The 15,586-nt window shown below is 53.3% G+C and carries 11 protein-coding genes; 8 read left to right on the forward strand and 3 right to left on the reverse strand.

Annotated elements, in window-relative coordinates; all coding sequences use genetic code 11:
* The first annotated feature begins 1 nt into the window (after position 1).
* A complete protein-coding gene (locus QET40_RS11315; RefSeq protein WP_280127281.1) occupies positions 2-2,665 on the forward strand; it encodes a glycoside hydrolase family 2 TIM barrel-domain containing protein in 2,664 nt (887 codons plus the stop codon).
* Positions 2,662-3,849 (forward strand): transglutaminase-like domain-containing protein, encoded by a 1,188-nt coding sequence (locus tag QET40_RS11320; RefSeq protein ID WP_280127282.1) that lies wholly within the window; start codon positions 2,662-2,664, stop codon positions 3,847-3,849. Before QET40_RS11315 ends, QET40_RS11320 begins: the two co-directional genes overlap by 4 nt.
* A gap of 6 nt (positions 3,850-3,855) precedes the next feature.
* Here the strand turns inward: QET40_RS11320 and QET40_RS11325 are convergent, their stop codons facing one another.
* The 3 genes from QET40_RS11325 to QET40_RS11335 are packed head-to-tail and all read right to left on the reverse strand — an operon-like array spanning position 3,856 to position 7,701.
* Positions 3,856-4,977 carry an ROK family protein gene (locus QET40_RS11325; protein WP_280127283.1) on the reverse strand — a complete coding sequence of 374 codons (1,122 nt, stop codon included), beginning with the start codon at positions 4,975-4,977 and terminating at the stop codon, positions 3,856-3,858.
* Positions 4,970-6,178, reverse strand: a complete 1,209-nt coding sequence (locus tag QET40_RS11330) for an MFS transporter (RefSeq protein ID WP_280127284.1) — start codon at positions 6,176-6,178, stop codon at positions 4,970-4,972. The genes QET40_RS11325 and QET40_RS11330 overlap by 8 nt, the downstream gene beginning before the upstream one ends.
* A 29-nt stretch (positions 6,179-6,207) precedes the next feature.
* The gene (locus QET40_RS11335; protein ID WP_280127285.1) at positions 6,208-7,701 is read right to left on the reverse strand and encodes a glycoside hydrolase family 125 protein; all 1,494 of its coding nucleotides are present in this window, start codon (positions 7,699-7,701) and stop codon (positions 6,208-6,210) included.
* A gap of 303 nt (positions 7,702-8,004) precedes the next feature.
* Here QET40_RS11335 and lepA point away from each other — a divergent pair, with 303 nt between their 5' ends.
* From lepA to der, 6 genes are all read left to right on the forward strand, one after another.
* A complete protein-coding gene (lepA, locus tag QET40_RS11340) occupies positions 8,005-9,804 on the forward strand; it encodes a translation elongation factor 4 (RefSeq protein ID WP_280127286.1) in 1,800 nt (599 codons plus the stop codon).
* 109 nt (positions 9,805-9,913) lie between these two features.
* Positions 9,914-10,900: a thioredoxin family protein gene (locus QET40_RS11345; protein ID WP_280127287.1), complete on the forward strand. Its 987-nt coding sequence runs from the start codon at positions 9,914-9,916 to the stop codon at positions 10,898-10,900.
* An 88-nt stretch (positions 10,901-10,988) separates the two neighbouring features.
* Entirely contained in the window at positions 10,989-11,423 is a 435-nt protein-coding gene (locus QET40_RS11350) for a hypothetical protein (RefSeq protein WP_280127288.1), read from the forward strand.
* A gap of 79 nt (positions 11,424-11,502) precedes the next feature.
* Complete coding sequence (gene cysS / locus QET40_RS11355) at positions 11,503-12,924, forward strand: cysteine--tRNA ligase (RefSeq protein ID WP_280127289.1); 1,422 nt, start codon at positions 11,503-11,505, stop codon at positions 12,922-12,924.
* A gap of 80 nt (positions 12,925-13,004) precedes the next feature.
* The gene (locus QET40_RS11360) at positions 13,005-14,096 is read left to right on the forward strand and encodes an LptF/LptG family permease (protein ID WP_280127290.1); all 1,092 of its coding nucleotides are present in this window, start codon (positions 13,005-13,007) and stop codon (positions 14,094-14,096) included.
* Positions 14,097-14,163: 67 nt separating this feature from the next.
* Positions 14,164-15,573, forward strand: coding sequence for a ribosome biogenesis GTPase Der (gene der, locus QET40_RS11365; RefSeq protein ID WP_280127291.1), 1,410 nt, complete (start codon positions 14,164-14,166; stop codon positions 15,571-15,573).
* The last annotated feature ends 13 nt before the right edge of the window (positions 15,574-15,586 follow it).

The raw sequence follows: 15,586 nt of genomic DNA on the forward strand, positions 1-15,586 counted from the left end.
TATGTTCTTCAAATTCCTGATTCCGCTCATCCTCCTTGCCGCCGGCATTCCGGCTCTTGCCATGGATGATCATTATGAATTGAAAACGGACTGGAAATGTCTTCCCTCCACGCAAACAACCGCCTCCGGAGAAACAATTTCCAATCCTTCGTTCGCTCTGGACAACTGGAAACCCGCTGTTGTGCCCGGAACCGTCCTGACCACGCAGCTGGCCAATGGAGAAATTCCCGATCCGTTCTACGGCATGAACAATGAAAAGATCCCGGACATCCATGCCACGGGCCGAGAATACTATACCTACTGGTTCGTCAAGGACTTCCGGGAACTTCCTCCCAAGGAAGGAGGGCAGGTATGGCTAACGTTTCGAGGCATCAATTATTCCTGTGATATTTTCCTGAATGGTCACAAGGTCAACGCCAAACCCTATCGGGGAATGTTCCTGAGGAAAACGTTCAACATCACAGACTTATTGAAGCCCGACGGAGTGAACCGTCTGGCCGTAATCGTCTATCCCCCGGATCATGTCGGCAATCCGAACGGGGGCCAGGGAGGAGATGGACGCATCGCCCGTAACCTGACGCATCAATATGTGGCCGGATGGGACTGGATCCAACCTATCCGAGATCGTAACACCGGCATATGGGACAAGGTCATTCTGGAAAAAACCGGACGTATCCGCATCAAGGAACCGCATATCGTCACCCGCGTCCCCGGGGTCAGGAAACCATCATCTCCCCAGGAAAATGCCTTTATGAACCTTTCTGCCGAACTGGAAAACCCCACCGGGCAAACAGTTCGCGGTACGCTTGCCTGTCTCCTCGGCAATAAACAGACAGAATGCCGTGTGGAAATCCCTCCGAACTCCACTGTCCAAGCAAAACTACCAGAGATCGTTCTGGAGAATCCCAAACTCTGGTGGCCAACCGGTTACGGTCCCCAGAATATGTACACCCTTCGCCTTGAATTCAGGGAGAACGGACAGCTATCCGCTTCGGATGTTCATTCCATCAACTTCGGTGTCAGAGAACTCGACACGGCATGGAACGAACGGACCCGCAGCCGGGAAATGTTCGTCAACGGGCAACGGCTTTTCATTCGAGGCGGCAACTGGATTATTTCCGACGCCATGCTCAGGTTCTCCCCGGAACGCTACGATGCCGAAATCCGCTACCACCGGGACATGAACCTGAACCTCATCCGCATTTGGGGAGGGGCTCTGACGGAACGTCCGGAATTCTATGAAGCCTGCGATCGCTACGGTCTGCTCGTCATGCAGGATTTCTGGTTTTCCGGCGATTGCAACGGTCGCTGGCGCGATGCACTAAAAGCGGATGATCAATGGACTCGCAGGAAGTATCCCGACGATCATGCCCTCGTACTGGAAGCTGCGGAAGACATGGTCAAAATGATCCGTAACCATCCTTCTCTTGCAGCTTGGTGCGGCGGCAATGAAATCCCCCCTCCGTCCGGGATTCTGGATGCCCTCAGAAACCGCATCCTGCCCAGCCTGGATGGAACCCGCTGGTTCATCGACTACTCCAACTCCTGCGAGATGTCCTACAATTCTCTGGGAGGAAATGGGGACGGTCCATACAGAATCCAGCCGATATCGACTTTCTGGCAGGAAAAAACCTGGCCGTTCAACTCGGAAATAGGCTCGATCGGAGTTGGCGACTATGAATCCCTCGAACGATTCATCCCCGAAGATTCCATGATCGTCCCTACCCTTGATCCAACCGAACCTTTCGGAGAAAAGGTCAACGATGTCTGGACCTACCACAAATACACGGGAGTCGGATACGAAGACCATTTGATCCCCTATGGTCCCCCTTCCGATGTGCGGGACTTTACCCGCAAGGCTCAACTCGTCAACTATGAGCAATACCGGGCAATTATGGAAGGATTTTCCTCCCATATGTGGGACTGGTACACAGGATTTATCATCTGGAAAACACAAAATCCATGGACGGCCATGCGGGGACAAATGTACGACTACTATTTGGACCCCAACGCCTGCCTCTTCGGGACCCGCAAGGGTGGCGAACCCCTCCATGCCATGTGCAACCCTGTTACGGGAGAAGTCATGGTCGTCAACAACGGACTGGAGCCGGCCCGGGATGTCATGCTCGTCGTCCGTTTGTTCAACACGGAAGGCAAAGAGAAAAAGAACGACCAGGTATTCTGCTACGTCAATGCCTCCAATTGTCTGAAGATCATGTCCCTGTCTGCAAGAATCAAGGATGTATGCCGGGACAAGGGAGGCTTCCTTCTGCTCCAGCTAATGGACGCCGATGGGAAACTCATCAGTGACAATTTCTATTGGTTTCCGAATCAGGACGGACAATATTCCGGACTCCGCTCCATGAGCAAAGCCGATCTGCAGGTAACAGCCACCTCTCCGAAACCGGGAACAGTCATCGTCCGACTTACCGCCCCGAAAGAGGGAGGGATAGCATTCTTCAACCGCATCTCCCTGGTGGACGCCAAATCGGGTAAACGTATCATGCCTGCCTTCTACCAGGACAACTATGTCTCCCTCGTTCCCGGCTCCACCCGGGAAATTCCTATCGACTATATTCCCGGAGACAACGGAATTCCGGCGGTCACCGTCGAAGGCTGGAATGTCGATCAACAAACTATTCTCCCCACTTCACCACAACTATGAATCGAATACTCATCCCCTGCGTCTGCATGGCGCTGGCAACCGGATCCTTTGGCGGCCAAGGAGCTACTTCATCAACATCAGGCCTGGAACAAGCCCTCTCCAAAGCCGGTTCCAATGCCCGTCCCCTGCAAGACTTGTTATCCGAACTGCCTGCCGAACAAAAAGCCGGAGCGGCTTTTCTCATCGAACACATGCCGGAACGGGATTTGACCAGTATCGACAAAGCACTCCTCTCCTCCAACATCGCCCTGGCCTATCAAGCGAAAGCATCCTTCCCTTGGGGCCGTGACATCCCTGAAGACATCTTCCTCAACGATGTCCTCCCCTATGCCGTCGTAGATGAAACCCGTGAAAACTGGCGTCAGGGATTCTTCGACCTCTTTGGGAAACTCGTTCACGACAGCAAATCCATCCGGGATGCAGTGCTCTCCATCAACTCAAAAATAGGCAAACTGACGGGGGTGGACTATAATACGCTCCGGGAGAAGCCCAACCAATCCCCTTCGGAGTCTATCCGCCAGCATATGGCATCATGTACCGGATTGGCCATTCTGCTAGTGGATGCCTTTCGGTCAGTCGGCATTCCGGCCCGGTTCGCCGGAACGGCTTCATGGCACGACGATCGCGGCAATCATAGCTGGGTAGAAGTATGGATGGACGGCAAATGGTACATCACGGAATACTATATGCCCCGCCAGCTCAATCACCCGTGGTTCCTGGCAAACGCCGGCAAGGCTAACCCGGACAATCGCCAATATGCCATTTACGCCACTTCCTTCAAACAAACGGGAGAATCCTTCCCCATGGTCTGGAACGATCAATCCCAGGAAGTCCACGCCGTCAACGTTTCGCAGAGATACATCGACACCTGCGAGGCCATGGAAGAACAAGCCGTCTCCCAAGGCACGCATGTCCCAGTCTCCATCCGCATCTTTAAAAATTCCGGCAGCAACTCGAATTCCGGAGACAGAGTCGCCGTCAACGTCGATGTCTTCGACGGTCAGCTCCAAATGGACGGAGGCCGTACTTCCGGCCCCTTACAGGACATGAACGATGTCTTGACGTTCCTTCTGGAAAAGAACAAAACCTACACCTTCCGCTATCAGGATGCCTCCGGAAACACGAAAGACATCACAGCCACCGTCAAAGACAGTCCTATGACTGTGGATGCTACTTTTGAATAAGCATCATCATCGCATTGCACAGTCAATGGCTCTCAGGGCGTAGGCATACGCCCCGACGGCCACGGCTTCGCTGGTTCCCAATCGCGTGATACCGATGCCGATTCTCTTCCGAGGATCGTAAATGACTTCCCGTCCGGAACCCGGTACGATCAACCGGCGTTCGTCTCCCAACAGGAAGTTTTCCATCTGAGATGGATCTTCCAGATCAAAAGCCTTCTGAACCAATCGTGGCAATTCCCGTCCATCGTAACTTCTGATTGTCCCGTTCATTTCCTCCAGAACGCTGTCCATGAAAAGCCTGTGTCCGTAGGCCAGACCTCCGCCGATCACAATCAAGGTATCGAACAACGTCGCAGCCGTTGCAAAAACATCGCCAAGCAGGCGTCCCATTTCACGATACGCCTCACGGGCGGCGCGAGAATCCCCCTCACGCTTACCGAGGGCAATCTCCTCAATGTCCCGGGCAGATAAATGAGTGGCCTCCGGCAGCCCTGCTTCTCGTGCATACGTTTTCTGAATCGCACGGATGCACGCTCCCTCTTCCGCAAAAGTCCCCGGATGAAGCTTATTGTTCATCAGCCACACTTCCAGGGCATTGGAGTTATCGCCTATATACAACTGCCCATTCATCACAAGCCCCCCGCCGAATCCGGTCCCCAGAGTCACACCAAACAAATTGCGGAACTTCTTCGGGCTACCCGCCTTCGCCAGCGCCTCATTAACCTGGGGCAGCAATCCGGCCACGGCTTCGCCATAGACAAACAAATCGCCGTCGTTGTTAATGAAAACGGGCACACCAAACTCATCTTGGAGGATATCCGCCAAGGGAACGCCCCCTGCATAGGCCGGAAGATTGCCAACATTGTCAATAATACCCCTGGGATAATCGGCCGGTCCCGGAAATGCAAAACTGATGGCGGCAGGCGCCTGCCCCGTTTCTTCAATCAGGGCTCTGAACCCTTTTTTGATATTCTCCAGGGAACGTTCTAAATTCCGGGCTTCCGAAGCAAGCCGAACCGGAGTTCCAATACGGCGGTTCCCTTGCATGGCGGCAAAAACGAAATTCGTCCCCCCCGCATCCAAAGTCAGAACAATACGGTCATCACGGTCGGAGTCCACCTCAGGCATCCCTCCCTTCTTTCTTTTCGGATTTCATTACCAACCCGACCCCCAATATGTAGAGCACGGCCACAAGAGGTACAACAAAACCGTAGAAAAGATTGCCGGAGGCATCGCCGATCCACCCCATGAGGGGCAACAGGAAAGCCCCTCCGCAAATAGCGGATACCATCAATCCTGACAACTCGTTCGCCTTGTCGGGCAACCTGTCGATCGCCATGGAAAACACAAGGGGGAAAATGTTGGCAAACCCAAGAGCCAGCACGACAAGAGACGCCGTCGTCACAATCTCACGGGCATCGGGAGAAGCAATCAGCCCGACCGCGTTGCTACCCAAGACCAGAAGAATAAATCCAGCCAGAGATACATAGCATGTCGCCACCAGAAAACGTCCCGGCCGTACTTTACGTAGCAGCATCGCCCCCAGAAAACGCCCGATCATGATCGTCACGAAAAAATACATCACAAACTTGGTCGCCAAGGATTGATTGATTCCGAATTGCTCGGAAAAATACACGGGCATGCCGGATGCCATACAAACTTCGGCTCCCACATACACGAAAATGGCAAGGACGGAAAACGCCACGGACGGATCCCCCAGAAGGCGGATGCACGACCCCAGAGAAGCCGTCTTGCCCGCATCAGACTTTTCCTGAACCTTCAACGTAGCAACGGAAATAATAGATACCGCGACGGCCACTGCAAAAATAGGGAACAGAACATTCCAGCTCTGAGTCTCGGTATAACCCATCTTGCCCGCCATGAAAAAAACGAGCGGAGCCGTAAAGGAACCAATAGCCTTGGTAAACTGCCCCAGGGAAAGATTGCTGGAATACCTTCCCTCATCCGACACGTCACGCATGATCGGGTTGCCGGCTACCTGAAGGATCGTAGCTCCGCCTCCCAGAAGAAGGATGGAAAGCAGGAAGACAGCATACCTGTCTAACCCGAACAACATCACAGTCAGAATACCTATCAGAGCAACGATCAACCCTGTCAGCAACGTCTTTTTGCGACCGCATTTGTCCTGGAAAAGCCCCATTGGCACCGAGAGCAGGCCGAACATGATAAACCCCGCCGATGCAATGAAACTGGATTCGAATGTCGTCAGAGAAAAATGATCTTTTGCCACTCCCACAAAGGTATTGACGGCATCGCCAAACCCCATACATAGGAACGAAAGGAAAACAGGTAGTGTCTTGCTGTTCATAATCGTATAATAATCAGTTAAAAAATAAGTCAGGGGAGACGATTCAGAAGATCGGTCTTTCCTTCACCGACCAGTTTCAGGATGAGCTCTCCAAAAAGCGTATTCTGCCATGCGAACCACTCGCGGGTAAACTTGCCGGCATCGTCCTTGTGGAAAGATTCATGGATGAACCCGGTTCCGGCATCGGTTTCCAGCAGCATCCTGATACAAGCAGCCGTCTCTTCATCGTCACGGCTCGTAAACGCCTTCATCATGATGCTCATCGGCCAAATCATGTTCATCGAAACATGGGACACATGAGGTCCTCCGATTCCCTCGCCTGCCCTTCCCTTGAAAAAGTAGGGATTATGCTCGCTCCACACCAGGCGGCGCGTATTCAAATAAACCGGATCGTCCGCCGGGACATCCCCCAGATAAGGCATGGCAAGCAAACTCGGTACATTGGCATCGTCCATAAACAGGTGATTACCGTACCCGTCCACCTCATAAGCGTACACACGACCAAATACAGGATGCTCCACGACCGCGTATTTCTTTAACGCCGCTTCGACCTCGTCAGCCAAAGCCAGGCATTCGCTCGCCAGTTCTTCATCATGATTGACCGATTGCAGGATTTCCGCCGCCTTGCGCAACGAGGACACGGCAAAGAAATTCGACGGCACCAAGAAAGGAAACGTCGTTGCATCGTCTGACGGACGAAATACGGAGGCAATCAGGCCCACCGGTTTACAGGGATTGCCCCATCCGTCATTCATGACCGTGTCGGAGGCCTTTTCCGTCTTGCGCTGGAATTTGTAAGGCCCGGGATTCTCTTTCCTCTGCTGTTCTCGGAAAGTTGCCACGATACGCCGGACAGCCGAGCTCCATTCCGCACCGAACACGGAATCGTCCTTCGTCGTCTTCCAATAACGGTAGGCCAACCGTATGGGGTAACACAAGGAATCGATTTCCCACTTACGCTCATGGAGTTCCGGTTTCATATCCGTAAGGTCGGACTCCCACTCGCTACCAGTCGGCCCGTCATTAAACGCATTGGCATAGGGGTCAATATTGATGCATTTCATCTGACGGAGGATCACCCCCGCCAGCATCTTCCTCAACTTCTCATCCTTGTTAGCCAGTGGAACATACGGCCACACCTGAGCCGCGGAATCGCGCAACCACATGGCGGCAATATCCCCGGTATAGACAAACGTATCATCCACTCCGTCCTTCTCACGGTAATGCACCGTCGTATCCAGAGTATTGGGAAAACAGTTCTCGAACATCCAGCGTAACTTCGGATGGGTCAACATCCCTTTGACGCGTGCAATTTCTTCATCAATACTTCGAGAAATAAACAACCGCTCTTCCACGGGAGGACGTTTCGTCTTCGTGTAAACATCCCGTGCTACATCCGGCTGGATATTCTGATCCTGAGGCGTCCGAGACCAACAAAATCCCCCAAACAAAAGAAGAACAACTCCGTACCCGACAAGCACTTTTCTTCCTTTTTCCATCATGAACAAACCGGATATTTGCATAAATTTAAGTAATGCTATGGAATTCACCGATGCAACTCAACCATTAATTTACAGCCTTTCGCATTTTAATTCCCCAACATTTGGCTCCTCTACCACCCGTCGAATTCCACTTCCGAATACGTAAAACGTTCTTGTCTCAATACCCCCAGCCAGTAAGAACATACCGATGTATGGAACAGGACGATCCGCAAGTCTTGCAAAACCAACCGAAACCATGCACAGACAGTCTCTTCGCTTGACGCTCATACTTCGTACTATTAGCATTCGCCGGAATTTTTTACCCTCGGAAGGCCGGTATCCATTATGAGCATTGAGCAGAAACGCAACTTTTCCATCATCGCCCACATCGACCACGGAAAGACGACTCTTTCCGATCGTCTGTTGGAATACACCAACACGATTTCCGACCGTGAGAAACAAGACCAGCTTCTGGACGCCATGGATCTGGAACGGGAAAAAGGCATTACCATCAAATCCCACCCCGTAACCATGCGCTACAAGGCGCGCAACGGACAAACCTACGAACTGAATTTGCTGGATACCCCGGGCCACGTGGACTTCTCTTACGAAGTATCCCGTTCTCTGGCTGCTTGCGAAGGTGCGCTCCTCATCGTCGATGCCGCTCAAGGAGTTGAAGCCCAGACATTAGCCAACATGCACCTGGCTATGGACCAAAAACTGGCTATCGTGCCGGTCATCAACAAGATCGACCTTCCCAGCGCCAATCTCCCGAAAGTCTTCAAACAACTTGAAGACATCATCTGCATCCCCCACGAAGAAGCCATCCAGGCATCCGCCAAAGCCGGTATCGGCATCGAAGACATTCTGGAAGCTGTCGTCGAACGAATTCCTCCTCCCAAGGATAGCCCCGACGGCTTGCTGCGCGCCCTTGTATTCGACTCCGTGTACGACTCGTACCGGGGCGTCGTCTCCTACGTACGCATCGTTTCCGGCTCCGTCAAGCGCGGCATGCGCGTCAAGCTCTTCGCCACGGACGAAGTATATGAAGTCAAGGAGGTCGGCATTTTCACTCCCAAAATGACCAAGTCCGACGAACTCAGCACCGGAGACGTCGGCTACATCATCGCCAATATGAAGGCAGCCTCCGATGTCAAAATAGGCGATACCTATACCGACGTCGTCCACCCATGCGACAAGCCCTTGCCCGGCTTCAAGGAAATACGTCCCATGGTCTTTTCAGGCATCTACCCCGTCGATTCCTCCGACTTTGAAGCCTTGAAAGCAGCCATGGCCAAGCTTCAGATCAACGATGCCGCCTTCACCTTCATGGCGGAATCGTCTATCGCTCTCGGATTCGGTTTCCGCTGCGGTTTTCTCGGGCTGCTGCATATGGAAATCGTCCAGGAACGTCTGCGGCGAGAATTCAACATGGATGTCATTTCCACCTACCCGTCCGTCATCTACGAGGTCACCAAGACCAACGGAGAAGAGCTCTTGGTAGACAACCCGAGCCTTCTGCCCGAACCACAGGAAATCAAGGAAATCCGTGAACCCATCGTCAAGGTTTTCATCATGCTTCCCGGCGACTACATCGGCGACATCATGCAACTGGTTCTGGAAAAACGCGGTAATGTCGTCAACACCGAGACTATCGATGACATGCGCGTCATGCTCACCGCCACTCTTCCTCTCGCCGAAATCCTCGTCGATTTCAACGACAAGCTCAAATCCATGACGCGCGGCTACGGTTCCATGGACTACGAACATGACGGTTACGCCCCTGCCAATCTGATCAAGATGGACATGATGATCGCCGGAGAACCCGTCGACGCCTTCTCCATGATCGTTCACCGCGAAAAGGCAGAATCCCGTGGACGCGATCTGGCATCCCGCCTTAAGGAAGTCATCCCCCGGCAATTGTTCACTGTTGCCATCCAGGCTTGTATCGGCGGTAAAATCATCGCACGGGAAAGCATCTCTCCCATGCGTAAGAACGTAACTGCCAAATGCTACGGAGGCGACGTCACCCGTAAACGCAAACTTCTCGAAAAGCAAAAAGAAGGGAAAAAACGTATGAAGGCCATCGGCCGGGTCAACATCCCTCAGGAAGCCTTCATCCGCGTTCTCAAATCCGGGGATTGATTCGGCAAAGGGCCCGAACATCGGTTATTTTCTTACGGAGAGCCATGAAATCCGGGGGCTTCCCGTTTGGAGATTGAGACTGGCGGCTCTTTATGCTACAAATCGGAACATGAGAAAGTCGTTGCTGCAAATTTCGATCATTGCGGTTGCCTCCGTATTGCTGGTGTCCTGTGCCACAACGGATCCGGCAGAAGACAAGCCGGATAGCAAGGAGGCCCAATCCAAGGGATTCCTCTCCCAATTGACGGAAGAAACACAGGGATTCAGCAATCCCGACGGATTCATGCCGCCGGGACTCATGAGCGGTGGGAACAGGAAGCAACTCAAGGAACTGGAAACCAAAAGCACGCAAGACCTCCTGACTCTCAAGGCAGATGAAGACATCATCTTCACCGACCCGGACAATCCCTATGCCGACATCAAGGAATTGGATGAAGCGTTCTCCCTCCAAAGCGAACGTTCCAAACAATGGCAGCAAAGCTATTCCAAGGCTCTACGAGATGCCCGCCGTTCCGGCAAACCGATTCTCATCTGGTTCCATGACAGCAAATATAGCCCGGCCAGCCAGAAAATAAGTGCGGAATTGTTCAAATCCGATGCATTTGAGGACTGGGCCAAAGACAACCTGATCCGCGTCTGCTACGACAAATCAGCCGAGTACGACACAACCGCCCCCAACAAGGATCAGAACGTCATTATCGGCAATCTCGCTACCAAAAAGAAGGAATACGTCATGAGAGCCTTCTCCCATTATGGAGTAAAGGGAACTCCCAACGTTATTATTCTCACACCGGATGGACGCCAGGTCGCCTCGTGGAAGGGATATTCCGGAGGAAATTCCAAAAATGTCATGGACCGCATCCGCCAGGATGTTGAAACAGCCAACAAACAATTCTCCGATTTCAAAAAACATCTCAGCTCCGCCGGATATCGTGATTGGACAGGCAAAAACGGCACCAAAATATTCGCTAAATTCGTCCGTTACGATCCCAAGAAAAACATGGTATGGCTTAAGGAATTCGACGGGACTCAATTCAGTTCGTCTCTGAACCTGCTCAGTGACGAAGACCGGGCCTATGTCGATAAAAGACAATGATCTGACTCTTGTTCTATTGAACATTCTTCGTTCAGAACGAATCATATCCCATACAGGACATTCCAGTCCGGGCAAACCAACTTCTATCATGAAAATTACTTTCATCCCCATTTTGCTTCTGTTCGGCCTCTTGGTCGCATCCTGTTCGACAACTCCGCAAGAACGCATCGACGCCAACTTGCCGGCCTTCCAGAAACTAGCTCCACGAGAACAATACCTCGTTCTTGCCGGGCAAATCTCTCTCGGCATGACTCCGGAAGCCGTCAAACTGGCCTGGGGAGATCCGGACTCCATTTCCCGCGGCAATTTGGACGGAATCCCCTCGGAACGATGGATCTACCAGAAAGGCGGCAGCGGGTTCTCCTTCGGCGTCGGCGGAGGAGTCGGTCATTACCATAACGGATCCTCCATGATCGGTACGGGCATCGGTACGACATTCCCCATCTCGACCATTCCTCCGAACACTTCCTACGTCCTCTTCAGCAAAGGCAAAGTAACGGCTTGGGAAGGTTCGGGACACTGAAAAAATACCTGCCCGAACATTTCCTCTGACGTGCTGGCGGCTTGACCACCCGCCTGTTTTATTCTGCAATGGGCAGACCATGTTGCATCTTTACGACACGCAAAGCAGAACCATCAGGGAATTGTCACCAATCGACGGCAAACGGTTCCGGTTTTACTGTTGCGGTCCGACGGTGTACGGTCCGGCTCATATTGGCAACTTCAGGACCTTTGTTCTTCAAGATGTCTTTCGCCGTGTCTTGGAGCTCGGCGGAGTCACGACCATGCATGTCCGCAATCTCACCGACGTAGACGACAAAACGATCCGGGACTCTCAAAAAGCCGGTATGAGCCTGGCGGATTTCACTCAGGGATGGACGGACAAATTCCATGCCGATTGCGCAGCTCTAAACTGCCTCCCTCCCCATATCGAACCTTCCGCTGTCAGCCATATTCCGGAACAAATCCGCATGGTGGAAGACCTCATGACCAAGGGTCATGCCTACGCATCGGAAGATGGCTCCGTGTATTTCAAAATTTCCTCTTTCGGAGAATACGGCCAGCTTTCCCATCTCGACAAAAGGGAACTCGACTTGGGAAAAACCGCCAATGAACGTTCCAATGCCGACGAATACGAAAAGGATTCCGTTGCGGACTTCGTCCTCTGGAAGGCCCGCCGCCCCGAAGACGGGCCGAACTACTGGCAATCGCCATGGGGAGAAGGCCGTCCGGGCTGGCATCTTGAATGCTCGGCGATGATCAACAAATACTTCGGTCCGGATTTCGACCTCCACTCCGGAGGAGTCGACCTCGTCTTCCCGCACCATGAAAACGAAGTAGCGCAATCACGCTGTGCCTGCGGAGGCCATTTTGCCCGCAATTGGTTTCATATCACCCACTTGTTGGTTGACGGAGGCAAAATGTCCAAATCCCTGGGCAACATGTACACGCTGGAAGATCTCTCCCGTCTCGGACACATCCCGGAAGCCGTCCGCTATGTTCTGGCCGGAGGCTACTACCGCCGCCCTCTCAACTTTACGCTGGACTCCCTCAACGATGCTCGAGCCTCACTCGCCCGCCTCTCTAAATTCGACATGCAACTGGCCGAACGCTCCGGCAATGCAGCTATCCCGCCCTACAAGCAACTCTGCCGGAAAACGCCGGATCTCGGAGAATTCCAGGCTGCCTGGGACAGTCTCAATGACGATCTCAACACGCCCGAAGCACTCGGCCACGTGTACAGCGCCATCAAGCGCATCAATGTCCAGGAACTTTCACAGGAACAAGCCCATGCCGTCCGGATCGCCTTCCACTTCATCCTGTCCGCATTCGGCATCACGCCAGTAGCCAAGGAACAGTCACAGGAAGAAGCACCGGAAGATGTCAAAGCCCTGGCAGAACAACGCTGGATCGCCAAGCAGAACAAGGACTGGACCGCAGCCGATACCCTACGAGGCCAGGTCGCCGACCTGGGCTGGACAATCAAAGACCGTAAAGACGGCTTCGACCTGATCCGCTCATAACCCGCTTACCGCAAACCGGACGGACATTCGGAAGAATGCGAGCCCGGTAATCTCCACACAGGAACACAGGCCGTCTCTTCATGAAAATTCTGGATCGTTATATCGCCAGGCAAATTCTGGGAGTCACCCTCATCGGGGTTATGGCCCTCAGTGCCCTGCTTTTGCTTGGTAACCTGTTCAAGGAATTACGGCCACTCCTGTTGGACAGCGGGGCTCCGACCAGTATCGTCGTGGAATTCATCTTCCAGGTCATCCCCTTCTCCCTGATGTTTTCCATCCCGTGGGGATTCCTCACGGCTGTCCTGCTCGTATACGGCAGGCTGGCTGCCGACAACGAACTGACTTCCATGCGCATGGCGGGACAAAGTCTCCTCCGTCTCAGCGCTCCGGCCATCGTCATCGCTTGCATTCTCTCCGCCTTTTGTTACTGGGTCAACATCGACATCACCCCCAAAGCCAAACAGGCTATCACGGAAATCATCGTCAAAGCTGCTGCCATCGATCCCAAGGGACTTCTGAACGAAGGCCAGGCCATTACTAAATTCGACGATCAGGAAATCTACATCGACAAACGCCAAGGAGACACCATCTACGGCATGCACGTTTACCAGCACGATGATGCAACCGGTAAATCCAAAGCCATGCATGCAAAAAAAGTCGATGTCGACTTCGATGATCAAGAGAAGATTCTCCACTTCATCTTGCACAATACCTTTGTGGAAATGTCCCAACCGAACGGCAAAAGCCAAGTCATGCTCGTCGAACGCATGCCGTGGATGATTCGCGTCAACCAGATCAAGTCCCGTAAAATACGAGCCAACAGATTCACCAACGATGAAATCCATGAGGCGCTAGAGACGCCCGGCTACCTGAATGAACGCCAGAAGCTGGAGTTTGAAACGGAACTCCCGCGGAGGGCATCGTTCTCCATGGCCTGTATCGTCTTCGCTTTGATCGGCGTCCCGCTGGCCATCAGCGCCCGCCGCAGAGATACCTCGACGGGATTCGTCCTGGGCATTATCATTGCCGCCTTGTACTTTGTTGCACTCGTTTTCGCCGACCTCTCAAGAAAAACGCCCGGTCCCCTGCCCTACATCCTGCTGTGGACACCCAACATCATCGGTTTTGCCGTCGCTTGGTACCTTCACAGGAAAGCACTCAACAGGGGCTGACGCATGCCTCAGGGAAAACCACGGGAAAAGGCTTTCCCGGTCAACGGATTTGGTGCATGATGTCTTTATGCGCGACATCCCCACCATTGCTATCGTCGGAAGACCCAATGTAGGCAAATCCGCCCTCTTCAACAGGATGGTCGGACGACGCATCGCCATCGTCCATGACGAACCAGGCGTTACGCGAGACCGTCTCAGCGCCCCCTGCACCATCACCGACTATGCCTGCGAAGTCGTAGATACCGGAGGGATTGGTGCCACGCTCAACGATACCTTTGCCGATGCCGTCGCCGCGGAAGCGGACATTGCCATGCAGACAGCCAATCTGATCCTCTTTGTCCTCGACAGCCGTGATCACGTCACTCCCATCGATCTTTCTATCGCCGCCCAGCTGCACAAGTCGCAAGTTCCCGTCATCATGATCCTCAACAAAGCGGATCATGAAACCCAGGAACTCAATATCGGCGAATTCGCCGGCCTCGGCATCGAAGAGCACGTTTTCGTCTCCTCCGCCCATGGAAGGGGCTTCCAAAAACTGGCGGAACTTCTCGACACCAGACTAAAAGCCATAGGCGCCCCCACCCGCGAAGAAATCGAAGCTGCCGTCCCTCAGGAGGATGAAGAAGAGCAAAACGGCGAACGCCCCGTCAAAGTAGCCGTCGTAGGACGCCCCAATGCCGGTAAATCCTCCCTCATCAATGCCATCCTCAACGACAAGCGAACGATCGTCTCGGACATAGCCGGTACCACGCGCGATGCCATCGATATCCCCTACACCCACGGGGACAAACCCTACATGCTCATCGACACGGCAGGCATGCGTCCTCGCTCCAAAAGAGATACCTCCGTCGAGGTCTTTTCCGCCATGCGCAGCGAAAAAGCCATCCGTCGTTCGGATATCTGCCTTCTGGTCATCGACATCGCTCTGGGAATCACCCAGCAGGATCGCCGCATCGCCGGAATCATCGCCGAAGAAGGCAAGCCCTGTATCATCGTCGTCAATAAATTCGACCTCTACCATCCCACCGCTCCTTTCAAAGCCAGACGAGAAGAAGCCAAGGAACATATCCGGACCGAGCTTTTCTTCCTGGACTACGCGCCCTTCGTTACAGTCTCCGCCCTGAAAGGCAATGGCATCGACGACATTTTCCGCCAGATCGACACCATTCGAGAAATCGCCCAGAACTACCCCTCCACCGGCAAGCTCAACCGCATCCTGCAAAAAGCCATGGAGAGCAATCCTCCCAAAGTTGCCAAATCCGGACACAAGCGCCTGCGTCTCTACTATGCTACAGCAGCAGTCGATCCCAAATACGACATCATTCCCGTCCCGAAGTACGTCCTGTTCGTCAACGACAAGAACCTCCTCACGGACAGCTACTCTCAATATCTGCGCAACGCTCTCCGCCAGAGCACACCCGGTTTAGGCATCCCAATCCTCTTCTCTCCGCGTTCACGCATCAGAACCTCCGATTGACACGAACAGTTGG

Origin of the sequence: Akkermansia sp. N21169, assembly GCF_029854675.1 — a bacterium.
Classification (GTDB): Bacteria; Verrucomicrobiota; Verrucomicrobiia; order Verrucomicrobiales; family Akkermansiaceae; genus Akkermansia.